This window comes from Allobosea sp. 47.2.35, assembly GCF_024655635.1.
GTDB lineage: Bacteria > Pseudomonadota > Alphaproteobacteria > Rhizobiales > Beijerinckiaceae > Allobosea.
Genome location: NZ_JANLGI010000013.1, coordinates 150,934 through 173,805, shown reverse-complemented (window position 1 = coordinate 173,805; position 22,872 = coordinate 150,934). Strand labels below are relative to the sequence as shown.

The following is a 22,872-nucleotide window of genomic DNA, read 5'->3' as shown; positions in this document are numbered from 1 at the left end:
GCAACCGCTGGCCGTCTCTTGTGATCGCCATCCTCCTGGCCAGTGCCGCTAGCGCATGCGCCCCGCGTACCGCCATGCGCTTCGACCGCTACGACGGACGCAGCGATGCCGGAGCAGTCGCCCAGTTTCAGCAGGACGATGCCATCTGCAAGGGCGAAGCCGCCAAGGCCCAGGCCATGGCGGCTCCAATCCATATGGGTCGTAGTCTCGCCGATGCGATGGAGGCCGGCATGCTGGAAGGTCAGCGCAACCAGGCGCTGCGCCAGATCATGGTCGGCTGCATGGCCGCTCGAGGCTACAGCATGACCGTCGTGACGGTGCAGCCTTAGCACCAGGAGCGTCGCGTCAGGCTTGCGGCCGAACACGACGCTGCGGACGTACGACCCGCTGCGGACGTTCACGGATCGTCGGCGTCTTCGCGGTCAGGTACTTGAGAGCCTGACTGGTCGCATCGACCTGGTCATCGTGGCGCGCCAGCGGGAACGCCAGGAGCTCGCCGAGATATTCAGCGAGCCAGCTGGCTTCGCACGGCAGGAACACCTGCCCCGCCTCGAAGCGCGCGGACTGCGCCATCAGCCGGGCCTGCTTTTCGATCCGCGATGGCTGAAGCAGCGGATGCAGCGCACCGGTACGCCGCAGATCCTGCGACAGCGCCCGCCCGAGCTCGGTCTCCTCGACCAGCGTCGCGTCAACCGCATGGGTCCGCGAGAGATCGATCATCTTGCGCCGCAGCTCCGGCGCTTCCCAGCGCCCCCGGACAAGGTCGATCAGATAATAGCTCTGCCCGATCGCTCCCCAGACCATGCCAACCGACCAATCGGAATGCTCGGCCTGGGTCGAAGCCGTGTCCCAGGACGCAACCTTCAGATCGAACTCGGCCGGCCGCTCGTCGTAATAATCCAGCCAATCGCGCTTGATGATCTGCCCTTCGGCCGGCAGCGGGTTCTGCTGGTACTGCGCCGAGAAGTTCAAGGCGCCGAGATTGCGCTTAATCGCCTCGAGATCGGCAAAGGTATCGCGGCCAACATGCATGATCTCACCCCGTTGGCGCCGATAGAGCGCCTCCCGCCCTTGACCGATGCGGTAAAAGCAATCGTCCGGCGCGATGGCGGGGATCGAGAGAACCTCCCAATCCTCCTTCTCAAGGACATGTCCGACCAGATCATCCTCGTGCAGGCGCTGCATCACGATGACGATGGCGCCGTTTTGACGATCGTTCAGCCGGGAGTAGAGGGTGCCATCGTAAAAGGCCTGAACACGACGTCGGGCCGCCGCCGACAAGGCGGCTTCAAGCCCGTTGATCGGATCGTCGATGACGATCAGATCGGCGCCGCGTCCCAACACCGAACCGCCGATCGAGGAGGCATAACGATAGCCGTGTTCCGTGGTGCGGATCTCCTGGCCCCGATTGGCCTTGATCGCGAAGTCGGGGAAGGCGCGACGATACCAATCGGAGGTCACCACGCTGCGGAAGGCCGCAGCGTGGGTCAGCGAGAGCTCCTGAGCGTAGCTGATCGCCATGATCCGCTTGCGGGGATCATGGCCCATCAGCCAAGCGGTGAAAGCGATGGTGACGCAGATCGACTTGGCCGAGCGCGGCGGCACATTGATGATCAGCCGCTTGCACTCGCCGCTCCAGACCCGCATCAGCTGATAGGCGATCGCCTCGATATGCCAGTTGTGCTGATAGGCCGTGCCCGGTTCCAGCGTCACGAAGCAATGCTCGATGAAGCTCGCCAGATCGCGGCGCAGGATGGCGGTGAGGATGTCGTCGTCAGTCATCACCACCTCCCTTCGCATTCTTGAGCTGACGCGCGAGGAAGCGCGTAATCAGCGCTTCCTCCTCCGCATCGCTCAGCGACGACTCCGCATCGGTCTTGTTGTCGTTGAGGCTATCGTCCTTCAGGAGCAGCTTCATCGCGTTCAGGTTGCCATCGAAGCTCATCGCGAGGAGCTTTTGATAGAGCGCTTCGCGCGCCGTCACCTTCACCCGCTTGCCGCCGATGGTCATCGGCACAAGCCGAGACAGGACCATCTCACGATAATCCTGCTTGGCCTGTTCTCCTTTGCGGCGGCCCGAGGGGTTGCCACTGCGCCCCTTCTGGAAGCGGGTGTGCAGCGGCGGCTTCTTGTGACCTACGGCCGGGGGATCATCCTCACGCGACATGGCCCCCTCCAACGCTCTCGTCCGACAACGTGCCGACATTGGCATCGCCCCCGCGCTGCGCCGCCATCTCCGCGAAGGTCAGCCCCGTCTCGGCATGGCGCGCCTCGGCCTTGAACAGCGTCTCCCAGCGCCGGATCGCACCGTCGACATAGAGCGGATCGAACTCCATGACGTAGCCGCGGCGCTTGGTCCTGGCCGCGGCGATCAGGGTCGTGCCGGAGCCGCTGAAGCTGTCGAGGATGATACCCTTGGGCTTCGAGCAATCCTTGATCGCGTCCATCACCATCGCGCAGGGCTTTACCGTCGGGTGGCTCTCCAGCTCCGCCATCCGGCCCTTGCGGAAGCCGTTCACCCCCGCATAGCTCCACAGCGTGGTGCGGTAGCGGCCGTGCTTGCCGAGCTCGATATTGTTGATGTGCGGCGCCTTGCCTTTCTTCCACAGCGTGATCAGCTCGGTCTGGCTGCGATAGAGCGAACCCATCCCGGCATTCGCCTTGGCCCAGGTGATCACCGACTTCAGCTCATTGAACACGCCATAGCCGGCATTCAGCATCTCGTGCAGATGCGGGCCATCGATGCAGCTATAGATCAGCGCGCCATCCTGCGACGCCTCCGCGATCTCGGCGAACACCGCGTGCAGGAAGCCGGTGAACTCGAGCTTGCTCATCTCGCCCGAGGCCATCGCGAACTCGCGGTGCCTGACCTTGCCCAGGCCGCTGACATGACCATCGACCTGGACGTTGTACGGCGGATCCACGAACACCATCTGGGCGAGCTCACCGCCCATCAGCGTCTGATAGTCGCCACGCTCGCGCGCATCGCCGCACAGGATACGGTGCTCGCCCAGCAGCCAGAGATCGCCACGCACGGTCACCGCGACATCCTGCAGCGCCGGCAACGCATCGGCCGGATCAGCCTTCGTCGCTTTCTGAACACCAGGGTCGAGGATCACATCGATCTGGGCGGTCTCGAAGCCCATCACGTCGACCTCGAAGTCGAGCTCGATCAGCTCGCCCAGCTCCAGCTTGAGGATCTCGTCGTCCCAGCCGGAAAGCTCAGCCAAGCGGTTATCCGCGATCCGCAACGCCCGGATCTGCTGCGGACCGAGGTGATCGATGCAGATCACCGGGACTGTCGTCATGCCGAGCAACTTTGCCGCCTCATAGCGACCATGGCCCGCGACGATCTCACCATCAGTGGTCACCAGGATCGGCGTTGTGAACCGGAACTCCCTGATGCTCTCGGCGATCAGGTGGATCTGCTTCTGCGAATGCGTGCGCGCATTGCGCACCGACGCTTTGAGGTCCACCAGCCGTCGCTCGCTCACCTGCGGCGCAAAAGCCGCCGCAGCACGCGCGAGCGCGGGATCATGTGCGGCAGGTTGGACGCGGCGGCGAACAGGCACCTGCGACTTGGGGAGATGAGAGGGCATTGCGATCGTTTCCTTTTTCAAGGAGACGACCAGAACAAGTGAGCACTCGCAGCAAAGCGCGACCCGTCCAGCTCACCCGGAAGGCCTACACCTTGCCTAACGAGGGCTGCTCACTCAGAGGTGATGATGCCTCAATTAGGAGTGCCGAACACGATCTGATCGGTCTCGGCTAGCGTCGCTAAAATATGCGATGCCCCCCATATAGGATAAGCAAAGCCCTCACGCAAGAGAGTTACCCAATGGCTTCAGTGGCTTACGGGCATACAGTGGCTTCGTCAGCTCAGCCACCGCCACCGCCACCGACAGCTCGTCGTCAAATCAGCATTAATCCCAGCCTTCAAAATCGGAACTACATCCCTGCTTGAGCCTTCCCCATTCCCTGCTCGTCGCAGGCAGCTTCCCTGCTCGATAGCGGGAAATTCCCTGCTTCATAGTTCCGAGCCAGTAGCAAATATCGCACACAACCAAAACACTTAAGCCGAAAGCCGACCCTATCCCAAGCCCTCTCTCAGCTCTAAACTCCCTGAAAATTCCCTGCTGGCAGGGAATTTGGAGCGTGGTGGACACCAACGAAGGGCGCATTTCCACGCGCTGTCGCCCCTCCCCCAGCTATGCCAGATTGCTGATCGGCCGCAGACGATAGGTGGCCTCGATAGCACTACCGGATATGTCATGCCCGATACCGCCTCCTCCGACCGTCGCCTGATCGGCAGCTTCGACTATGTCGTCATCGGCGCCGGCTCGGCCGGCTGCGTCGTCGCCAACCGGCTGGCGGCCAATCCGAGGAACAAGGTCCTGGTGCTCGAGGCCGGCGGCATGGACGACTGGGTCTGGTTCCATATCCCGGTCGGCTACCTCTTCGCCATCGGCAACCCCCGCGCCGACTGGCTGTTCCAGACCGAGCCGCAGGCCGGGCTCGGCGGGCGGGCTCTCGCCTATCCGCGCGGCAAGGTCGTCGGCGGCTCCTCGGCGATCAACGCGATGGTCTATATGCGCGGCCAGGCCGCCGACTATGACGGCTGGCGCCAGCGCGGCCTTGCCGGCTGGGGCTGGGACGATGTGCTGCCCTATTTCCTCCGGCACGAAGATCATATGGCGCCGCCGCCAGGCGGGTTGCATAAGGCCGGCGGGGAATGGCGCGTCGAGCATCCGCGGGTGCGCTGGGCGATCCTCGACGCGATCCGGGACGCCGCCGAAGCGGCCGGTATCGCCAAGATCCCGGATTTCAACACCGGCGACAATGAAGGCTCCTCGTATTTCCAGGTGAACCAGCGGCGCGGGCGGCGCCTCAGTGCCTATCGCGCCTTCCTGAAGCCGATGCTGGAGCGGCATAACCGCGACAATCTCCGGCTGGAGACGGGGGTCCATGTCGAGCGCATCCTGTTCGAGCACGGCCGTGCGAAAGCCGTCGAGTTCACGCATGGACTGGGCACCGCGAACGAAGAAAGACTGAAGGCCGAGATCAACGGCGAGGTCGTGCTTTCGGCCGGCGCCGTCGCCTCGCCACTCCTGCTCGAACGCTCCGGCATCGGCAGCGGCGCGCGTCTGCAGGGCTTCGGCATCGAGACGCTGGTCGATGCGCCCGGCGTCGGCGAGAACCTGCAGGACCATCTCCAGATCCGGCCAGTCTACAAGGTCCATGGCGTCAAGACGCTGAACAGCGACTATGCCAAGCTCTGGCGCCGGCCGCTGATGGCGCTGGAATGGGCGGCGCTCCGCACCGGCCCGCTGACAATGGCGCCCTCGCAGGTCGGCGCCTTCGCGAAGTCCTCGCCGCAATATGCGACGGCGAACCTGCAATACCATTTCCAGCCGCTCTCGCTCGATAGCTGGGGCTCGGGCCTGCATCCGTTCGACGCCTTCACCGCGAGCGTCTGCAATCTCAGGCCGACGAGCCGGGGCAGCATCCATCTGCGCTCGGCCGATCCGCGCGACACTCCCGTCATCTCGCCGAATTATTTCGATACAGAGGAGGATCGGCAGGTCGCGGTCGATGCGATGAAGCTGACGCGCCGGATCGTCGCGCAGGCCCCGCTCGCCCGCTTCCGTCCGGAGGAGCATATGCCGGGCGATGCCGCCCAGTCGGACGAAGCCCTGCTGGAGGCCGCCGCCCAGCTCGGCACCACGATCTTCCACCCCGTGGGAACGGCCCGGATGGGCAGCGACGACGATCCGGGCGCGGTTCTCGACGGGCGGCTCAGGGTACGCGGCGTCGAGGGCCTGCGCGTCATCGACGCCTCGGTGATGCCGACGATCACCTCCGGCAACACCGCCAATCCGACGATGATGATCGCCGAGAAGGGCGTGGCGATGCTGAAGGAAGACGCTCGCCGCTAGAGGCAAGCCGGGCGGCATGGAATTGCCGCAAATCGCGATCTATGAATCGGATCGCGATGCCCGACGATCTCCAGCCCTCGCCCGCGCCCGAACGCGGTCCGCTCATGCGCGGGTTGCTCGCACTCCTGCGTGCCGTCATCACCGTGTTCGTCATCCTCGACGAGTTCCTGCGGCCGCTCTATCGGCCGCTGCTGCGCCGGCTCGCGGAGCTGCGCATCATGCGCCGGCTGGAGGAGAGCGTCGCCGCGCTGCCGCCGCCGCTCGTCCTGCTGGCGCTGGCCATCCCCTTCGCCATCGCCGAGCCCTTGAAGCTGTTCGGCCTGCTGCTCTTCGCGCGCGGGCAGTTCTGGGCCGGACTGATCGTGACAGCCTTCGCCCATCTGATGAGCTTCGTCTTCGTCGAACGCATCTACCATGCTGGCCGCGAGAAGCTTTTGAGTTATCGCTGGTTCACCTGGGTCATGGGCCAGATCGTGCGCGTGCGCGACAACGTGCTCGGCTGGGTTCGGAGCACCGCCGCCTATGGACTGGCAATGCGGACGCGTGACGCCGTGCGCCATTGGTGGCGAACGGTGCGAGCCTGAAATTCAGACCGAACGCCCGCGCGCCAGCAGCATGAGCGCACCGGCGGCGAAAGCCGAGAAGGCGATCAACAGCAGCGTCGAGAGCATGACGCCGCCACGTTCCAGCGCGATGGCGAAGACGAGCGGCGCCGCCGCTTTGATGACGAGGCCGGGCGCCGCAAGCTTGCCCATGGTCGCGCCGAAGCCGACCGGGCCGAAAAGCTGAAGCGGGACGGTGCCGCGCACGATCGAGCTCAGGCCCATGCTGATGCCGAAGGCGATGGCGAAGAGTCCGGCGACAGCCGGCAGCGAGCCGCCGATCAGGAGCAGGACGAGGCCGAACGGCATCAGCCAGGCCGAGACCCAGGCCGTCGTGACCGGCGCAACGCCACGCCCGAACAGCATCTCGGTCAGGCGCCCGGCGACCTGAGAAGGCCCGAGCATCGCGCCGATGCCGACCGCGACGGCAGCGCCGAGGCCAAAACCCTGCAGCAGCGCCAGCATATGCACAGCCATGGCCGAGACCACGAAGCCCTGCAGCGACAAGGCCAGCGCCAGCAGCAGGAAGGCGCGGCGACGGATATCGCCCGTCAGGTAGGCCGTCTCCGGCTCCTGCGCGACGGAAGGAGCCACAGCACCGGCCTCGGCGGCGACCGGTCTCTTCACCCGGCCGGGCAGGAAGACGAGATGCAGGGGCAGGCAGAACAGGATCTGCGAGAGGCCGTAGAGCCGGTAGACGCCGCGCCAGTCGAGGAAGGCGAGCAGGCTCGATGTCAGCGGCCAGAACAGGGTCGAGGCGAAGCCGCCGATCAGGGTGAGCTGGCTGATGGCGCGGCGCGCCTGACTGCCGCGGGCCTGCGTCAGCGCGGCGAAGGCGGCGTCATAGAACACGGCGGTGGTCACTGCCTGGAGGGCGGCCATCGCGAGCGTGTAGCTGACGATGCCGCGTGCCTCGGCCAGCACGAAGAGCGAGAGACCCGCCAGCCCGGAACCGGTCGTCATCACCAGCCGGGTGCCATAGCGATCGATCAGGCTGCCGGTGACAGGAGCGACCGCGCCGCCCAGCAGAAGCCCGACGGCGAAGCCGCCAAAGGTCCATTCCGGCGCCCAGCCGAAATCGGCGGTCATGCGCGGCGCCAGCACGGTGAAGGCGTAGAACAGCGTGCCGTAGCCGAAGACCTGCGTGACGCCGAGCGCAGGGATAAGTGACGGCCCGCCCGGCCGGGCGAAACGCGGCGAAGCCATGGCCGCCTCCTCGCTCTCGCTCAGACGATCTGGTTGCGCAAGCCCGTTTCGCCGCGCGCCAATCGGTCCAGATTGTCGAGGAGGATATCGACGACATTGCCTTCATAGGCACGGGTCTCGCCGGCGCTATGCGGGGTGACGATGACCTGCGGCATGCGCCAGAAGGGTGAGATCGGCGGCAATGGCTCCTCGTGGAAGCAATCGAGTCCGGCACCGGCGATGCTGCTGTTGCCGAGCGCATCGAGCAAGGCCATCTCGTCGACGACGCGGCCGCGCGCGACGTTGATCAGGTAGGCGGAAGGCTTCATCGCGCCGAGAATGCGGGCATCGATCAGCCCTTCCGTCTCCGGCGTCAGCGGGCAGGTCAGGGCGACGAAATCGGCCCCGGCCACCGTCTCGGCCAGCTTGTCCGGATGGACGACCGCCTCGACATGCGGCTGCGGCTCGGCGCTGCGGCGCACGCCGATGACGCGCATGTCGAAGGCGCTCGCGAGCTTCGCGAGCCTGAGGCCGATGCGGCCGAGCCCGACGATGACCAGCGTCTTGCCGCCGAGTTCGTCCTCGCGACGCGCACGATCCCCGATCATCGGGCGCCAGACCTGCTTCGCCTGATTATCCCTAGCGAAATGGATCTGGCGGGTGAGCGCCAGGATCAGCGACATCGCATGCTCGGCCACGGCCCGCTCATTGCCGCCCTGGGCGCTGGCAAGACGGGCGCCGGCCTTGCCGATCGCCGGCTTGTCGAACTGGTCGGTGCCGGCGCTGATCGACTGGATGAAGCGCAGCTTCGGCAGGCGTGGCAGCAGATCGTTGCGCCACAGGCCGGAAACGACGAGCACATCGGCCTCCGGCGCCCGCTCGCGCAACTCGTCCAGGCTGCGGACCTCGAAACTCCCAGCGGCACGGCCGCGCGTCAGGAATTCGTCGCGGAGCTGATAGGCAGCGTGAGCGAAGCCGATCGTCAGGTCGCCTTCCGGCGGCAGGAATACCATGCGTCTTCTCTCCCCGAATCCCTATGCGCTCGACGTTAGCCGGCCCGCCGGCTCCTGTCCCCGCATCCGCCGCATGCAAGCTTCACGCTGGCGGCGATGCTTCCGGGGCATCGAGGGTGAGCGCCGCGCGCAGACGCGACCATTCGGCCTCGTCGCCGGGCAACCCGAAGCGAAGTCGATCCGGCGCATTCTGGAAGCGGCGGACATAGATGCCGTGCTGGCCGAGACGGGCGAAGAGCGCCGCCGCTTCCGGTGTTTCGAGCAGGCGGAACAGGGTCGTGCCGCCAACGATCCGGCCATGCGGCGCCAGCAGGGCGTCGAGGCGGGCGGAATCGCGGGCACGCTCCCGGCCGGTCTCGGCGAGCCAACCGGCATCGGACAGCGCCGCGGCACCGACGTGGAGCGCAGGACCGGCCACCGACCACGGACCGAGAGCCGCCTTGAGCTTCGCCATCGGCTCGGGCGCACCGATGGCGAAGCCGAGCCGCAGGCCAGCGAGGCCATAGGTCTTGCCGAAGGAGCGCAGCACGATCGTCGCGGGCGGCAGTTCCGGCACGATGCTGGCTTCGGGCGTGAAATCGGCGAAGGCCTCGTCGATGACGAGCAGGCCGCCATCGGCGGCACAATGCGCGGCGAGGCTTGTGAGCTCGCCCCGAGACAACAAGCGCCCATCGGGGTTGTTGGGATTGACCACGACGACGGTCGCGGCCGCCTCGGCAGGTGCAGCGGTTTCGGCGACGGCATAACCCGCCTTGCGCCAGGCATGGCCGTGCTCGGCATAGGTCGGCCCGAGGATGGCGACAGGACCGGAGGGCAACAGGCGTGGCAGCAATTCGATCAGGATCTGCGTGCCTGGCGCGGCGACGATGCCGGCATGGGCCGGCACGCGATAGGCGGCACGGGCGGCTGTGATCAGCGCGGCCTCGTCATCGGCGCCGGGCAGGCGTGTCCACAGGCTTAACGGGAGCGCCGGAAGCGGATAGGGGATCGGATTGATCCCGGTGGAGAGATCGACCCAGGGCTGCGGCGCCTCCGGAAAGAGCGCGCGGGCCGTGGCGAGATCGCCGCCATGCCAGATACCGTCCTCAGCCAAGATCGCGCCCGCCCCTCGCATGAACCTCACCGTCAGCCTTGCATTGCTGCTTCTCGCCCTCGCGATCGAGGCCGGCATCGGCTATCCCCAGCGCTTCTATGCCGCGATAGGCCATCCCGTCACCTGGATCGGCAAGCTCATCACAACGCTCGATCAATGGTTCAACCGCGAGAGCGACTCCTTCATCACCCGCGAGATCATGGGCGTGTTCGTGACCACGCTCATCGTGGTCGCCGCGCTGGCCTTGGGTGCGTTCATCCAGCAGCTGTGCCTTTCATTCGGCCTCCTCGGGTTGATACCGCTCGCCCTGATCGCCTCGACGCTGATTGCGCAGCGTAGCCTCTACGAGCATGTCGCCCGTGTTGCCGAGGCATTGGAACGGGAGGGCCTCGAAGGCGGGCGGCAGGCTGTCTCGATGATCGTCGGGCGCAATCCGCAGACGCTTGACGAGGCTGGCGTATCGCGCGCGGCGATCGAAAGCCTTGCCGAGAATTTCTCCGACGGCATCGTCGCGCCGGCCTTCTGGCTCGGCCTCGGCGGTTTGCCGGGCATCGCCGCCTACAAGGCGATCAACACCGCCGATTCGATGATCGGCCACCGCACCCCGCGCCACCTCGCCTTCGGCTGGGCTTCGGCCCGCCTCGACGATCTCGTCAACCTGCCGGCTTCACGATTGACGGCGTTGCTGCTGGCCGCCTCCGCCGCCTTCGACAGGTCCGCGGATGCCGGGGGCGCTTGGCGGGCGGTCTGGCGCGATGCCGGCAAGCACCGCTCGCCCAATGCCGGCTGGCCGGAGGCTGCGATGGCCGGGGCGCTGGGGCTGCGCCTCGCCGGGCCACGCATCTATGGCGAGACCCATGTCGAGGATCACTGGATGGGCGATGGCCGTGCGGAGGCGAACGCCGCCGATATCCGGCGGGCTCTCACGCTCTACAAACGCTCCTGCGGGCTGCTGTGGGCGCTGGCCGCACTGCTAGCCGCCGTGACGCTGCTCTGAAGCCTCAGTTCGGCACCGGTACGGCCCGCCGGGCTATCGCCTGCAGATCGGCGCCCTGCGGCAGCGAGCCGAAATGGCCGGACCAGCCGCCGGCCAAGCGCGAGGCCACATAGGCATCGGCGACCGCGTGCGGCGCGTGGCGGATCAATAGCGAGGCCGCAAGGGCCAGCGCCATGCGCTCGACGAAGCGCCGCGCCAGATGCTCGTGCCTGAGCACATCGACCAGATCGGTCTCCAGTTCGGTCAAGAAGGCGTCGTAACGCGGGTCGCTGCCGCGGGCAGTGCGCAACTCGTCGAGCAGGGCCGGCACGCAATCGGGATAGCGGCGGATCGAACGGAGCACGTCGAGGCAGACGACATTGCCCGTGCCCTCCCAGATGCCGTTGAGCGGCGCCTCGCGATAGAGCCGCGCCATCAGATGGTCCTCGATGAAGCCGTTGCCGCCATGGCATTCAAGCGCCTCGACCACGACCGGGGTGGCGCGCTTGCAGTTCCAGTATTTGGCGATCGGCGCACCGATGCGGCCGATCAGCTTCTCCGCCTCGCTCGCATCCTCCCGGTCGAGCGCATGGACGAAGCGGAAGGCGAGCCAGGCGGAGGCTTCGACCTCAAGCGCAAGGTCGGCGATGACATTCGCCATGATCGGCTGGTCGATCAGCGCCTTCTGGAAGGCGCGTCGATGGGCGGTGTGGTGCGCGGCCTGTGCCACCGCATGGCGCATCAGCCCGGCCGAGCCCACGGCGAAATCGAGCCGCGTGTAATGGTTCATCTCCAGCCCGGCGCGGATGCCATGGCCGGGCTCGCCGATGAGATGGGCGATCACGCCGCGGAATTCGACCTCGGACGACGCGTTCGACTTGTTGCCACACTTGTCCTTGAGCCGCTGGACCTGCAGCCGGTTGCGCGACCCATCCGGCAGCCAGCCCGGCACGACGAAGCAGGAGACGCCCTCCTCGGTCCGCGCCAGCGTCAGGAACACGTCGGAATGCGGAACCGAGAAGAACCATTTATGGCCGGTGAGGGAATAGGTGCCGTCGGCATTGCGCGTCGCGACAGTCTGGGTCTGGCGCAGGTCGGAGCCGCCCTGCTTCTCGGTCATCGCCATGCCGACCGTGCCGCCGCGCTTCTGCGCCGCCGGCAGCGGGCGCCCATCGTAATCGGTTGAGGTGATCAGCCGGCCGAACTCGGCCCAGCGCGCCGGATCGCGCTGCAGGACGGGAATCGCCGAATAGGTCATGCCGAGCGGGCAGCAGATGCCGTTCTCGCCCTGGTTCCAGAGATAGGAGATGGCGGCCCGCGCCACCTGCGCACCGGGGCGCGGTTTCGTCCAGCACAGCGAATGGAACTCGTCGCGCATCGCGAGCCCCATCAGTTCGTGCCAGGCCGGGTGGAACTCGATCTGGTCGATGCGCCGGCCCCAACGGTCATGCGTGCGCAGTTCCGGCAGGCTGCGATTGGCCTGCCGCGCCAGGTCCTGCACGCGTTGCGACCCGACATGACCGCCGACGACACTCGCCTGCTCGCGGAACCAGCCGGCGCCGAAGGTGTCGAGGATATGGCCGAGCGCAGGGTCTGCGGCGAAGGCATCGTAATCCGCGAGCGCAGGCGCCTGATTCAACACCTCATGGGTGTCATAGCCGTAAGCATCGAGCGTGGTCATGCGGCCTGTCCTTCTCGGGAAATCAGCGCGGCGAGGGAGAGATCGGCCAGCGCCGTCGCGATCTCGCGGCCGCGTTCGGGCGTGATCGGGCGATCCGGCGAGAGCGGGCCGATCAGCGCCTCCATGAAGCCGCCGACGATCATCGCGGCCGCGGCATCGGGGTCGACCGGGCGAAAGGCGCCCTGCCCTTCACCTTCGACGACGAGCGCGCGAAAAATGCCGGCGATCTCACGGCGATAGTCGAGCCTCGTCGCGTCGACGGCCGGATCGGCAGGTTCTGCGATCATCGACCAGGCGAGGCGACGATTGGCGAAGGCCCGGCGGGCGAAAGCCTCGACCGCAGCAGTCAAACGCTCGGCGACGGGCGCGTCGCTCGCGGCAATCTCGCGCAGCACGGCCAACTCGCGCGACGACACGGCCGCGACGATCTCGGCCATCAATTCGGCCTTCGAGGCGAAATAGGAATAGACGCTGCCGGTCGAGACGCCGCTGGCGGCAGCGACCGCAGCGATCGCGGTTTCATGGAAACCGACCTCCGAGACGATGCCGCGCGCGGCGGCAAGGATCGCTTCGCGCTTCCCTGCCTTGCGCGGTTGCTTCTGCTGAGTGCCAACCATACACGGCCTCGAAACTGAATCTGAATTCAGATTCAGTTTGAAGAGATAGCTTGGAACCGTCAAGGGGCGGCGGTTGGGGCGCGTGGCAAAGCAGGGCAGCCGGAGACTCAGGTCGCCGACAGCATCCTCCCGCGTGCCCTGATGTCAGGATGTAAGCCGATCCGGAACTCAGGAAGGCGGCGCCTCGCCCGTTCCGGCCGCTCCGTCGCGGCCGGCCCAACGCTCGACCGAATGGTCGATGGCGAGCAGGACGAGTGCAAGCAGCGTGGCCGACACCACAATCGCATGATCGCCGAGCCCGGCAGCGCAACCGAGCGCAGCGGTGACCCAGATGGCTGCGGCGGTGGTCAATCCGGTCGGCGTCGAATGGCCCCGGCGCAGCACGATGACGCCGGCGCCGAGAAAGCCGATTCCGGTCAGCAGCCCCTGGACGACGCGGCTCGCGGCGTCAGCCTCGTTCGGCTCGCTAAAGATCGTCGCGGCGGCGGCCGTGCCCAACCCGACCAGCCCGAAGGTGCGGATCCCGGCCGCGCGTTGCTTGTTGGTCCGCTCCCAGCCCACGACGATGCCGGCGGCCATGCCGGCCAGCAATCTGAGCAGCAGATCCAGCTCTCCCCAGAGAAAACCACTCATCGCCCTACCCCCGAAAACTGTGATCGAGGACATGAACGCATGAGAGCCGCCCGCGTTCGTTCTCCGGCAAACGAGCGGCAGCCGGCGGCGTGGCCTGCTAGAACTCGATTCCCTGCTGCGCCTTCACGCCTGCCGCGAAATGGTGCTTCACCAGCGTCATCTCGGTGACGAGGTCGGCAGCTTCGATCAATTCCGGCTTGGCGTTGCGGCCGGTGACGACGATGTGCAGGTCAGGCCGGCGCGCGGCCAGCGTCGCGACGACCTCGGCGAGCGGCAGGTAGTCGTAGCGCAGGGCGATGTTGAGTTCGTCGAGGACGACAAGCCTGATCTCGGGATCGGCCATCAGCTCCTTCGCCTTTGCGAAGGCGCGCTCGGCGGCGGCGATGTCGCGGGCCTTGTCCTGCGTCTCCCAGGTGAAGCCCTCGCCCATGCTGTGCCAGCTCACCTGATCGCCGAAGGCTTCGAGCGCCTTGCGCTCACCGGTCGACCAGGCGCCCTTGATGAACTGCACCACGCCGATGCGCCAGTCATGGCCGAGCGCACGCAGGATCAGGCCGAAGGCCGCCGTCGACTTGCCCTTGCCGGGGCCGGTATTGACGATCAGCAATCCCTTTTCGAGCGTCTTGGAGGCGACTTCGGCGTCCTGCACCGCCTTGCGCTTCTCCATCTTCGCCTTGTGGCGGGCGGCGTCTTCACTGTCGGTCATCATTTCACTCGCATCGGCAGTCCGGCGACCATGAAGACCACGCTGGCCGCACGCGCCGCAAGCGTCTGATGGAGGCGCCCGGCCTCGTCACGGAAGCGGCGAGCGAGCGCATTGTCCGGCACGATGCCGAGCCCGACCTCGTTGCCGACCAGCAGGAGCGGGGCGGATGCGCGCTCGCAGACGGCCATCAGGGCCTCGCGTGCGGCGGCGGTATCGTGCTCTGCGAGAATGAGATTGGTCAGCCAGAGCGTCAGGCAATCGACCAGGATCGGGCGCCCTTCCGGCTGGACGGTGATGGCTTCGGGCAGGTCGAGCGGCGCATCGACCGTCTGCCAACCCGCCGGCCGGCGCGCGCGGTGCTCGGCGATGCGCTCCCGCATCTCGTCGTCATAGGCCTGCGCCGTGGCGATATAGGTCCAGGGCGCAGGCCACGCCTCGATCAGCGCCTCGGCATGGCGGCTCTTGCCGGAACGGGCACCGCCGAGGACGAGGGTGAGGTGGGGTATGTCGTTCGGCATCGCGGAAGCAGGGCTCAAGGGACCATCCTGCATTGCACAGCAACACGGCGATGGCTAATGATGATCCGTGACGGTGCCTCCGCGAGGAGGTGAAAAGGGAACGCGGTGCGAGACCGCGGCTGCCCCCGCAACTGTAAGCGGATGTCCTTCGCCATCGGCCACTGGAGCGTACGTTCCGGGAAGGCGGCACGGGGCGCCAAATCCGCGAGCCAGGAGACCTGCCGTCGACCCGCAGAGATCCAACCGGCTGCCGGCGGGGCGGCCACGGAGAACGCCTATGAACACCGCTTCGGTTTCCACCCCCACGCTCAGCGTTTCGGAACGCGTCAAGGCGGTCGCCGCCGCGCTCGTGATCGGCGTCGCGCTGATCTACACGACCGGCTTCGCGGCCTCGACCAATGTCCACAACGCCGCGCACGACACCCGTCACGGCCTCGCCTTTCCCTGCCACTGAGGGAAAGCATCCATGGTCACGCGCGTTCTCACGGTCAGCATCCTGGCCGGGCTTCTGGCTGGCTTGATCGTCGCCGCCCTGCAGCATGTCACCACCACCCCGCTGATCCTCAAGGCCGAGACCTATGAGGCCGCGCTCGCGCTGAAAGCGCCGACGCTGGCAGCCTTCGACGGCGAGGCGAAGATCATCCTCGCGCACGGACCGGCAGGCGATGCGCCCGGCCATGACCATGCCGAATGGAAGCCGCAGGACGGCCTCCAGCGCACGCTTTTCACCAGCGCTGTGACGATCGCGACCGCGATCGGCTTCGCGGCGCTGCTACTCGCGGGCATGATCGCAGCCGGCGACAGCATCGACCAGCGCAGCGCCCTCGTCTGGGGGGCCTGCGGCTTCCTCGCGCTCGGGCTCGCGCCTGCCATGGGTCTCGCGCCGGAACTGCCGGGTGCGGCTTCTGCCGCGCTGGAGCAGCGTCAGCTCTGGTGGCTGTGGACCGCCGTCGGCACCGCGGCCGGACTCTTCCTGTTCCTGCGCTTCGATCAGCCCTGGCTCAAACTCGTGGCGATCGTCCTGATCCTGCTGCCGCATGTCGTCGGCGCCCCGCATCCGGCCGCGCCGGAGAGCAAGGTGCCGGCCGAGGTCGCCGCGCATTTCGCGTCGCTCTCGCTCGGCATCCAGGCTGCGCTCTGGCTCGTCACCGCCTTCATGGTCGGCGTGCTCTGGCCTCGGGCGAGCCGCCGGGCCGCCGAAGCCTGAAGGCAAGCCAATGTCCGAGGGCGACCTCACCATCCATGTCTGCACGGCCTGCCGCCGTGCCCGCGCCGATCTCCCGGAGGGTTACGACCAACCCGGGCTGGCGCTGGCCGAGCGGCTCTCCGCGCAGCTCGCAGCCAAGGGCAGCACGATCCCCGTGCTGCCCGTCGAATGCCTCGCCGTCTGCAAGCGGCCCTGCACCATCGCGCTCAGCGCCGATGGCAAATGGACCTATCTGATCGGCGATCTCGACACCGACACCCATCTCGACGAAATCGTCGGCGCCGCGGAGGCCTATGCCGCCAGCGCCAACGGCATCGTTCCCTGGAAAGAGCGGCCGCAGTCCTTCCGCAAGGGCGTGGTCGCGCGCGTGCCGCCTTTGCCGGCGCGCCAGCAAGGATGACATCATGAACGCTCCGCAGACCGCCAATCTGGGCAAGACGTCACTTAGCAAGACGCCCTGCACCATCATCACCGGCTTCCTCGGCGCCGGTAAGACGACGCTGGTACGCCACCTCCTCGAGAACGCGCAGGGCAAGAAGCTCGCCGTGCTCGTCAACGAATTCGGCGATCTCGGCTTCGACGGTGAGTTCCTGAAGGGCTGCGGCATCGCCGGCTGCAGCGACGAGGATGTCGTCGAACTGCCGAACGGCTGCATCTGCTGCACCGTCGCCGATGATTTCGTGCCGGCGCTGGAGAAGCTGCTGAACCGACCCAATCCGCCGGAGCATATCCTGATCGAGACTTCCGGCCTCGCCTTGCCGAAGCCGCTCGTCACCGCCTTCAACTGGCCGGCGATCCGTTCGCGCGTCACCGTCGACGGCGTGATCGCGGTGGTCGACGGCCCGGCCGTGGCCGAGGGCCAGTTCGCCGATGATCCCGAGGCGCTCGCCGCGCAGAAGGCGGCCGACGCCTCCGTCGAACACGACAACCCGCTGGAGGAGGTGTTCGAGGACCAGATCCTCTGCGCCGACCTGATCCTGCTCAACAAGAGCGACCTCGTCGACGAGGCCGGCCGGGCGCGGGTCAAGGCCGAGATCGCCGAGCATCTGCCGAAGGCGATCAAGATCATCGAGACCGCCCATGGCAAGGTCGAGCCGGCGCTGATCGTCGGCCTCGGCGCCGCCGCCGAAAGCGACCTCGCCGCCCGCCCCTCGCATCACGGCGAGGGCGAGCATGATCACGACCATGACGATTTCGACTCGGTCGCCGTGCAGCTGCCGGCCGGCTTGTCGCCGGAGGAGCTCACGGCGCGCGTCGCCAAGGCGGCCGAGGCCGAGGGCGTGTTGCGGCTCAAGGGCTTCACCGCCGTGCCGGGCAAGCCGATGCGGCTCGTCGTGCAGGGCGTCGGCCGGCGCGTCGGCCATCATTTCGACCGCCCTTGGGGTGCAAGCGAGCCGCGCGATGGCCGCCTCACCGTGATCGGCCTCAAGGGCTTCGACCTCAAGGCCGTGGAAGCGGCTCTCGCGGGGGCGTAAACTGGCGCGATGCATCTTCTCCCGACCATCGAGATCAGGCTCGACGACGGCGAGGACGCCGTCGATCTCGCCCTGCCGCCGGGAGACGTGCTCGTGCTGTCCTTCACCGACAGCGACCTTTCGGCGCTGGCGGTGACAGCAGTTGACAGCGGCCTGTCGGTGCGGCTCGCGCCGCTCCGACGCCTGAAGCATCCGCTCTCGGTCGATTTCCTGATCGAGAAGACGGCGGCGCAGTGCCGCTTCGTGCTGCTGCGTTGCCTCGGCGGGCTCGACTACTGGCGCTACGGCATCGAGCAGCTCGGCACGATTTGTCGTGAGCGCGGCATTCCGCTGGCGATCCTGCCCGGCGACGAGCGCGACGATCCAAGGCTGGGCGAGCATGCGACGGTGCCGGCGGAGTTCGCTGTCGAGCTACTGGCCTATTTCCGGGTCGGCGGCGGCACCGAGAATATGCGGCGGTTGCTGGGGCGGATCGAGGGATATCTGGCGGATCAGCGTCAGCGGGACAGTACTGAAATCGCTCCCGTCCCGCTGCCTTCCTTCTTCGCGCTTGGCGCCGGTGGCCGCCCCTTGCCTTGGCGCGCCGCGCTTGCCGCCCTGCCCCCCGATCACGCGCTCGTACCGGTCCTGCTCTATCGCTCCGGCGTCGCGGCCGGCGACACCGCCATGGGCGAAGCGATCGCCTCCTCGCTGACCGCACGCGGCCTGGCGCCCTTGCCGCTCGCGCTGACCAGCCTGAAGGACCCCACCACCACGGCCGAACTCGCGGCGCTGATTGCGATCCGGAAGCCCGCGCTGATCATTACCACCACCGCCTTCTCCGCCCGCGAAGGTGCGGATTTCTTGCTCGACGGCGCCGATTGCCCGATCCTGCAGGCGGTGCCGGTCGGCAGCCCCCGCGAGGCGTGGGAGGCATCGCCGCGCGGGCTATCGGCCGCCGATCTCGCCATGCAGGTGGCGCTGCCCGAGTTCGACGGGCGCATCGGCGCGGTCCCCGTCGCCTTCAAAGCGGAACAGACCGATCCGGCGACCGGCCTGTCCATCCGCCGGCTCGTGCCCGATCCGGAGGGGATCGCCGCGCTCACCGATCTGGCGGAAAGCTGGGTCGCGCTGGCCCGAAAGCCTGTGGCAGAGCGCCGGCTGGCGCTGGTGATGTCGGACTACCCCGCGCGCGGCGGACGCGCCGGCTTCGCCGTCGGGCTCGACACGCCGGCGAGCGTGGCGGCGATCCGGGAATTGCTGGCTGGAGCGGGATATGAGGTCGGTGAGGCTCGGCCCGATAGTCAGACTCTCATGGCCGCCCTGACGACGGGTTCGCTCAGCCTCAGCATCCCGCTCGCTGCCTATCGCGACTGGCTCGCCACGATCCCCGCCGCCGCCCGCGAAACCCTCGTCGCCAGCCACGGCACTCCCGAAGCAGACCCCGCCTGCCGCGATGGCGTCTTCCATTTCCGGGCCGTGCGCCATAGCCATCTGACGGTGGCCCTGCAGCCAGCACGCGATGCGACCCCCGACCGCAAGGCACGCTATCACGACCCCGACGCGCCGCCAGGCCATGGCTATCTCGCCTTCTATCTCGCACTGCGCCAGACGGAATCCATCGACGCGCTGATCCATCTCGGCACCCATGGCACGTTGGAATGGCTGCCGGGCAAGGCGGTTGCGCTCTCGACCGGTTGCTGGCCGCGGCTCGCCATCGGCGGGCTGCCGGTGGTCTATCCCTATGTCGTCGACGATCCCGGCGAGGCCGCTCCGGCCAAGCGGCGGCTCTCGGCCCTCACGCTCGGCCATCTGCCGCCGCCGCTCGCCGAGACGGAAGCCGCCGGCGAAGCCGCCCTGCTGCGCGACCTCGTCGAAGAGTTCTCGCAGGCGCAGGTGCTCGACCCGCGCCGCGCCGACATCGTCGCGAGCGAAATCCGGGCCCGGGCCGAGGCGAGCGGGCTCGCCGCCTCCTGCGGCGTCGCAGAGGATACCGAGATGAACGAGGCGCTGACGCGGCTCGACGCGCATCTCTGCGACATCGCCGAACTGCCCTTCCGCGACGGCCTGCATGTCTTCGGCCGTTCCGCGATCGACGCGGTCTCCGCCCGCAACGAACGCGACAACCTGCTCGCCGCCCTCGATGGCCGTTTCGTTCCGCCCGGCCCCGCCGGCTCGCCGCATCGTGGGCGGCCTGATGTGCTGCCGACAGGGCGCAATCTCTCGACCCTCGATCCGCGCGCGATCCCGACGCGCGCAGCCGCAAGGCTCGGCAAGTTGGCGGCGCAGGCGGTGGTCTCGCGCCACCTGCAAGACCATGGCGACTATCCGCGCCGGATCGTCATGGATCTCTGGGCCTCGCCGACACTGCGCTCGGGCGGCGAGGATATCGCCCATGCTCTGGCGCTGATGGGCGTCGAGCCCATCTGGGACAATGCCTCGACCCGCGTCACCGGCTTCAGCATCGTCCCGCAGCCAAAGCTCGCCTATCCGCGCCTCGACGTGACCGTGCGCATCTCCGGCACCTTCCGAGACACTTTCCCCGGCCAGATCTCCTTGCTCGACCAGGCGGCGCGCGCCGTCGCGGCGCTGGACGAGACCGACGACTGGAACGAGCCTGCCGCAGCCCGCCGCCGCGGCGAGTACAATGCGCGCATCTTCGGCGCCGCGCCCGGCCGCTATGGCGCTGCCATGGCCGATCGCGCGCTCGACGGCGACTGGACGGAGCGCGCCGAACTCGGCGCCGCCTATCTCGCCGCTTCCGATCATGCCTATGGCGGGCCGGAAGGCGTGGGCAGCACGGATGCCGGCTTCGCCGAGCGCATCCGCGCCTCCGATGCCTTCATCCATGTCAGCGACACGGCCGGGCGCGACATCCTCGAAGCCAGCAGTGCGGCCGACGTGATCGGCGGGCTTGCGGCGGCGGCGAAGGCGCTCGGCGCCGATCCCGCGCTCTACAGCCTCGACAGCTCCAACCCGGAAGCGCCGAAGGCCCGGACGTTGGCCGAGGACATTGCCCGCATCGTCCATGGCCGCCTCACGCACCCGCGCTGGATCGCCGGTCAGCTCGCCCATGGCTGGCGCGGCGCGGCGGAACTGGCCGAGGCCGTCGACACGCTCTTCGTCTTCGCGGCGAGCACGGATGCCGTCGCGGATGGGCTGTTCGATGCCGTTTTTCAGGCCTATTGCGCCGATCCGCAGGTCTGGTCCGCGCTCGAAACCGCCAACGCACCGGCCGCCGCCTCGATCCGCTCGCGATTGGCCGAGGCAGCGCGGCGCGGGCTCTGGAACAGCCGGCGCAACTCGGTCGGCGCCTTCCTGGCGCGGGAGGCGGCGGAATGAGCGCCCTCCCCAAGGAAGCGCTGCGGCGAGGCTGGTGCCCAAGCACGCTCAGGCCGATGGAGACTGGCGATGGCTGGCTGGTGCGCCTGCATCCGCCCGGTGCACAGCTGACACCTGCGCAGTTGCGGCGGATCGCGGCACTGGCGGACGCGCATGGCAACGGACTGATCGAGATTTCCGCCCGCGCTAATCTTCAGCTCCGCGGCGTGACGTCCAAGAGCCATCCCGTGCTGGTCGAGCACCTGCTGGCGGAACATCTCGTCGATGAGCACGAAGGCGACGGACCGCAGCGCGTGACGCTGGTCTCGCCGCTGGCTGGGCGGGACCCGACCGGCCTGATCGACGCCGCCGCACTGGCCGCGCAGATCGAGCAGCGCGCCCGCGCTGTATCCGGCCTGCCGGTCAAGCTCAGCGTGGTCGTGGATGATGGCGGCGCGCAAGCGCTGGATGAATTTCCCTGCGACATTCGCCTCGTTGGCGTCGCGGCCGGGCGCGCAGCCCTCTGCCTCGGAGATCGCCTCTGGCGTAGTCAGGTTGCCGAAGCGGAAGCCGCTGCGGAAGTCGAAACCGCCCTGCGCCGTTTCGCGGCCCTGCGCAAAGCCGCGCCCGATCGCATCCGCCGCCTGCGCGATCTTTCGCCCGATGAACTCGCGGGGCTGACCGACCTGCCTGCCACCGATGCTCCCGGCCTGCGCCCGGCTCCCCGGCGCGCGGGACTCTTCGCCTGGGGCGAGGATCGCTTCGCCCCACTTATCGGCCTGCCCTTCGGGCGCTACGATGCGACAGCACTCGACAGGCTCGGCGCAGAGCTCGATCGGGCCGCGATCGGGCTCTCGCCCTGGCGCGGGCTGGCATTCCGCGATCTCGGCCGCACCGAGGCCGAGAGCCTGCTGGCGCTGGCCGACGATCTCGGGCTGATCACGCGCGACGACGATCCACGCCTTTCGGTGCAGGCCTGCGCCGGCAGTCCCGCCTGCTCGCGCGCCGAGGCGCCGACCATGGCGGATGCCGCCAAGCTCGCCGAAGCTGCCGGCGACCTGCTTGCGCAGGGCGTGACGCTGCACGTTTCCGGCTGCATCAAGGCCTGCGCCCATCCAGCCGCGGCGGATCTCACGCTGGTGGGGCGTGACGGGCGCTATGACGTCGTGATGAGCGGCACGACGCGGGACAAGCCGGTCGCGACGCTTGACCTTCCGGCGCTGCTCACGCGATTGCAGCCCGGACAGGATATTCAAGCCCGGCTGAAGGCCGCGCGTTCGACGGGATCGCAGGGTTGAACAAGGCATACGACTATATCCAGGACGGCGCGGCGATCTACGAGCGCTCCTTCGCCATCATCCGCGCCGAGGCCGATCTCGCCCGCTTCAGCGGCGCGGCCGAGCGCGTGGTCGTCCGCATGATCCATGCCTGCGGCATGACCGACCTGCCCAGGGATGTGGAGATGTCCGCAGGATTCGCCGAGGCCGCGCAGGCCGCCCTCAAGGCTGGCGCGCCGATCCTCTGCGACGCCAAGATGGTCGCCAACGGCGTGACGCGCGCCCGCTTGCCGGCAAACAATGAGGTTCTCTGCACGCTGGACGATCCGCAGGTCCCGGCGCTGGCGGCGCAGATGGGCACGACACGCTCCGCCGCCGCCATGGAGCTTTGGAAACCGCGCCTCACCGGCGCCGTCGTCGTGATCGGCAATGCGCCGACCTCGCTTTTCCGCCTGCTCGAGATGCTCGATGCGGGTGCGCCCAAGCCGGCTGCCGTGATCGGCATCCCCGTCGGCTTCGTGGGCGCGGCCGAATCGAAGGAAGCGCTCGCTAAGGACGGGCGCCTACCCTTCGTCGTCGTGCATGGGCGGCGCGGCGGCTCGGCCATGGCCGCGGCGGCGGTCAACGCGCTGGCGCAGGACAAGGAATAAGCG

General features: G+C 67.8%; 22 protein-coding genes and 1 riboswitch. Of the genes, 11 read left to right on the top strand and 11 right to left on the bottom strand.

From position 1 onward, the window contains the following. Positions 1 to 329 (top strand): hypothetical protein (locus NUV79_RS17045; protein WP_257734286.1); only part of this gene is annotated, 329 nt, incomplete at its 5' end. A gap of 16 nt (positions 330 to 345) precedes the next feature. Here the strand turns inward: NUV79_RS17045 and terL are convergent. From terL to NUV79_RS17030, 3 genes are read right to left on the bottom strand one after another with little or no spacing between them, the layout of a single operon-like run. Continuing rightward, entirely contained in the window at positions 346 to 1,782 is a 1,437-nt protein-coding gene (gene terL, locus NUV79_RS17040) for a phage terminase large subunit (RefSeq protein ID WP_257734285.1), read from the bottom strand. Next, positions 1,775 to 2,167: a DUF5681 domain-containing protein gene (locus NUV79_RS17035; RefSeq protein ID WP_257734284.1), complete on the bottom strand. Its 393-nt coding sequence runs from the start codon at positions 2,165 to 2,167 to the stop codon at positions 1,775 to 1,777. The genes terL and NUV79_RS17035 overlap by 8 nt, the downstream gene beginning before the upstream one ends. Then, positions 2,157 to 3,599, bottom strand: coding sequence for a site-specific DNA-methyltransferase (locus NUV79_RS17030; RefSeq protein WP_257734283.1), 1,443 nt, complete (start codon positions 3,597 to 3,599; stop codon positions 2,157 to 2,159). Before NUV79_RS17030 ends, NUV79_RS17035 begins: the two co-directional genes overlap by 11 nt. Before the next feature lie 672 nt (positions 3,600 to 4,271). Between NUV79_RS17030 and NUV79_RS17025 the strand changes: the two genes are divergently transcribed. Together NUV79_RS17025 and NUV79_RS17020 are read left to right on the top strand one after the other, a co-directional pair. After that, entirely contained in the window at positions 4,272 to 5,936 is a 1,665-nt protein-coding gene (locus NUV79_RS17025; RefSeq protein ID WP_257734282.1) for a GMC family oxidoreductase, read from the top strand. Between the two features lie 56 nt (positions 5,937 to 5,992). Further along, positions 5,993 to 6,520 carry a hypothetical protein gene (locus tag NUV79_RS17020; protein WP_257734281.1) on the top strand — a complete coding sequence of 176 codons (528 nt, stop codon included), beginning with the start codon at positions 5,993 to 5,995 and terminating at the stop codon, positions 6,518 to 6,520. Positions 6,521 to 6,523: 3 nt separating this feature from the next. Here NUV79_RS17020 and NUV79_RS17015 read toward each other — a convergent pair whose 3' ends face one another. From NUV79_RS17015 to cobD, 3 genes are all read right to left on the bottom strand, one after another. Then, entirely contained in the window at positions 6,524 to 7,744 is a 1,221-nt protein-coding gene (locus NUV79_RS17015) for an MFS transporter (RefSeq protein WP_257734280.1), read from the bottom strand. Between the two features lie 20 nt (positions 7,745 to 7,764). Further along, a complete protein-coding gene (locus tag NUV79_RS17010) occupies positions 7,765 to 8,736 on the bottom strand; it encodes a D-2-hydroxyacid dehydrogenase (protein WP_257734279.1) in 972 nt (323 codons plus the stop codon). Positions 8,737 to 8,818: 82 nt separating this feature from the next. Next, positions 8,819 to 9,850: a threonine-phosphate decarboxylase CobD gene (cobD, locus tag NUV79_RS17005; protein ID WP_257734278.1), complete on the bottom strand. Its 1,032-nt coding sequence runs from the start codon at positions 9,848 to 9,850 to the stop codon at positions 8,819 to 8,821. Between cobD and cbiB the strand changes: the two genes are divergently transcribed. Further along, complete coding sequence (gene cbiB, locus NUV79_RS17000; RefSeq protein WP_257734277.1) at positions 9,849 to 10,826, top strand: adenosylcobinamide-phosphate synthase CbiB; 978 nt, start codon at positions 9,849 to 9,851, stop codon at positions 10,824 to 10,826. The genes cobD and cbiB overlap by 2 nt on opposite strands. 4 nt (positions 10,827 to 10,830) lie before the next feature. Here cbiB and NUV79_RS16995 read toward each other — a convergent pair whose 3' ends face one another. From NUV79_RS16995 to cobU, 5 genes are all read right to left on the bottom strand, one after another. Beyond that, positions 10,831 to 12,486 carry an acyl-CoA dehydrogenase family protein gene (locus tag NUV79_RS16995; RefSeq protein ID WP_257734276.1) on the bottom strand — a complete coding sequence of 552 codons (1,656 nt, stop codon included), beginning with the start codon at positions 12,484 to 12,486 and terminating at the stop codon, positions 10,831 to 10,833. Continuing rightward, positions 12,483 to 13,103 (bottom strand): TetR/AcrR family transcriptional regulator, encoded by a 621-nt coding sequence (locus NUV79_RS16990; protein ID WP_257734275.1) that lies wholly within the window; start codon positions 13,101 to 13,103, stop codon positions 12,483 to 12,485. The genes NUV79_RS16995 and NUV79_RS16990 overlap by 4 nt, the downstream gene beginning before the upstream one ends. Positions 13,104 to 13,271: 168 nt before the next feature. Further along, a complete protein-coding gene (locus NUV79_RS16985) occupies positions 13,272 to 13,736 on the bottom strand; it encodes an MgtC/SapB family protein (protein ID WP_257734274.1) in 465 nt (154 codons plus the stop codon). A 97-nt stretch (positions 13,737 to 13,833) separates the two neighbouring features. Beyond that, on the bottom strand, positions 13,834 to 14,442 hold the full coding sequence (gene cobO, locus NUV79_RS16980; RefSeq protein ID WP_257734296.1) for a cob(I)yrinic acid a,c-diamide adenosyltransferase: 609 nt from the start codon (positions 14,440 to 14,442) through the stop codon (positions 13,834 to 13,836). Then, a complete protein-coding gene (gene cobU, locus NUV79_RS16975) occupies positions 14,442 to 14,960 on the bottom strand; it encodes a bifunctional adenosylcobinamide kinase/adenosylcobinamide-phosphate guanylyltransferase (protein ID WP_257734295.1) in 519 nt (172 codons plus the stop codon). Before cobU ends, cobO begins: the two co-directional genes overlap by 1 nt. A 54-nt stretch (positions 14,961 to 15,014) precedes the next feature. Continuing rightward, positions 15,015 to 15,200, top strand: a riboswitch (cobalamin riboswitch). A 37-nt stretch (positions 15,201 to 15,237) separates the two neighbouring features. Between cobU and NUV79_RS16970 the strand changes: the two genes are divergently transcribed. The 7 genes from NUV79_RS16970 to NUV79_RS16940 are packed head-to-tail and all read left to right on the top strand — an operon-like array spanning position 15,238 to position 22,869. Continuing rightward, positions 15,238 to 15,414 carry a CbtB domain-containing protein gene (locus NUV79_RS16970; RefSeq protein WP_257734273.1) on the top strand — a complete coding sequence of 59 codons (177 nt, stop codon included), beginning with the start codon at positions 15,238 to 15,240 and terminating at the stop codon, positions 15,412 to 15,414. 12 nt (positions 15,415 to 15,426) lie between these two features. Then, positions 15,427 to 16,167, top strand: coding sequence for a CbtA family protein (locus tag NUV79_RS16965; protein WP_257734272.1), 741 nt, complete (start codon positions 15,427 to 15,429; stop codon positions 16,165 to 16,167). Positions 16,168 to 16,177: 10 nt separating this feature from the next. Continuing rightward, complete coding sequence (locus tag NUV79_RS16960) at positions 16,178 to 16,567, top strand: DUF1636 family protein (RefSeq protein ID WP_257734271.1); 390 nt, start codon at positions 16,178 to 16,180, stop codon at positions 16,565 to 16,567. 4 nt (positions 16,568 to 16,571) lie between these two features. Beyond that, entirely contained in the window at positions 16,572 to 17,642 is a 1,071-nt protein-coding gene (cobW, locus tag NUV79_RS16955; protein WP_257734270.1) for a cobalamin biosynthesis protein CobW, read from the top strand. A gap of 9 nt (positions 17,643 to 17,651) precedes the next feature. Beyond that, a complete protein-coding gene (gene cobN, locus NUV79_RS16950; RefSeq protein ID WP_257734269.1) occupies positions 17,652 to 20,963 on the top strand; it encodes a cobaltochelatase subunit CobN in 3,312 nt (1,103 codons plus the stop codon). Further along, complete coding sequence (gene cobG / locus NUV79_RS16945) at positions 20,960 to 22,240, top strand: precorrin-3B synthase (RefSeq protein ID WP_257734268.1); 1,281 nt, start codon at positions 20,960 to 20,962, stop codon at positions 22,238 to 22,240. Before cobN ends, cobG begins: the two co-directional genes overlap by 4 nt. After that, positions 22,237 to 22,869: a precorrin-8X methylmutase gene (locus NUV79_RS16940; RefSeq protein ID WP_257734267.1), complete on the top strand. Its 633-nt coding sequence runs from the start codon at positions 22,237 to 22,239 to the stop codon at positions 22,867 to 22,869. Before cobG ends, NUV79_RS16940 begins: the two co-directional genes overlap by 4 nt. Positions 22,870 to 22,872: the final 3 nt, after the last annotated feature.

Coding starts and splice junctions, on each gene's coding strand:
- NUV79_RS17035 (WP_257734284.1), bottom strand. CDS start 2,167: ATGTCGCGTGAGGATGATCCCCCGGCCGTAGGTCACAAGAAGCCGCCG.
- NUV79_RS16990 (WP_257734275.1), bottom strand. CDS start 13,103: ATGGTTGGCACTCAGCAGAAGCAACCGCGCAAGGCAGGGAAGCGCGAA.
- NUV79_RS16995 (WP_257734276.1), bottom strand. CDS start 12,486: ATGACCACGCTCGATGCTTACGGCTATGACACCCATGAGGTGTTGAAT.
- terL (WP_257734285.1), bottom strand. CDS start 1,782: ATGACTGACGACGACATCCTCACCGCCATCCTGCGCCGCGATCTGGCG.
- NUV79_RS17015 (WP_257734280.1), bottom strand. CDS start 7,744: ATGGCTTCGCCGCGTTTCGCCCGGCCGGGCGGGCCGTCACTTATCCCT.
- NUV79_RS17020 (WP_257734281.1), top strand. CDS start 5,993: ATGCCCGACGATCTCCAGCCCTCGCCCGCGCCCGAACGCGGTCCGCTC.
- cobG (WP_257734268.1), top strand. CDS start 20,960: ATGAGCGCCCTCCCCAAGGAAGCGCTGCGGCGAGGCTGGTGCCCAAGC.
- cbiB (WP_257734277.1), top strand. CDS start 9,849: ATGAACCTCACCGTCAGCCTTGCATTGCTGCTTCTCGCCCTCGCGATC.
- cobO (WP_257734296.1), bottom strand. CDS start 14,442: ATGACCGACAGTGAAGACGCCGCCCGCCACAAGGCGAAGATGGAGAAG.
- NUV79_RS16970 (WP_257734273.1), top strand. CDS start 15,238: ATGAACACCGCTTCGGTTTCCACCCCCACGCTCAGCGTTTCGGAACGC.
- NUV79_RS17010 (WP_257734279.1), bottom strand. CDS start 8,736: ATGGTATTCCTGCCGCCGGAAGGCGACCTGACGATCGGCTTCGCTCAC.
- NUV79_RS16960 (WP_257734271.1), top strand. CDS start 16,178: ATGTCCGAGGGCGACCTCACCATCCATGTCTGCACGGCCTGCCGCCGT.
- NUV79_RS17025 (WP_257734282.1), top strand. CDS start 4,272: ATGCCCGATACCGCCTCCTCCGACCGTCGCCTGATCGGCAGCTTCGAC.
- NUV79_RS16985 (WP_257734274.1), bottom strand. CDS start 13,736: ATGAGTGGTTTTCTCTGGGGAGAGCTGGATCTGCTGCTCAGATTGCTG.
- cobN (WP_257734269.1), top strand. CDS start 17,652: ATGCATCTTCTCCCGACCATCGAGATCAGGCTCGACGACGGCGAGGAC.
- cobW (WP_257734270.1), top strand. CDS start 16,572: ATGAACGCTCCGCAGACCGCCAATCTGGGCAAGACGTCACTTAGCAAG.
- NUV79_RS17030 (WP_257734283.1), bottom strand. CDS start 3,599: ATGCCCTCTCATCTCCCCAAGTCGCAGGTGCCTGTTCGCCGCCGCGTC.
- cobD (WP_257734278.1), bottom strand. CDS start 9,850: ATGCGAGGGGCGGGCGCGATCTTGGCTGAGGACGGTATCTGGCATGGC.
- cobU (WP_257734295.1), bottom strand. CDS start 14,960: ATGCCGAACGACATACCCCACCTCACCCTCGTCCTCGGCGGTGCCCGT.
- NUV79_RS16965 (WP_257734272.1), top strand. CDS start 15,427: ATGGTCACGCGCGTTCTCACGGTCAGCATCCTGGCCGGGCTTCTGGCT.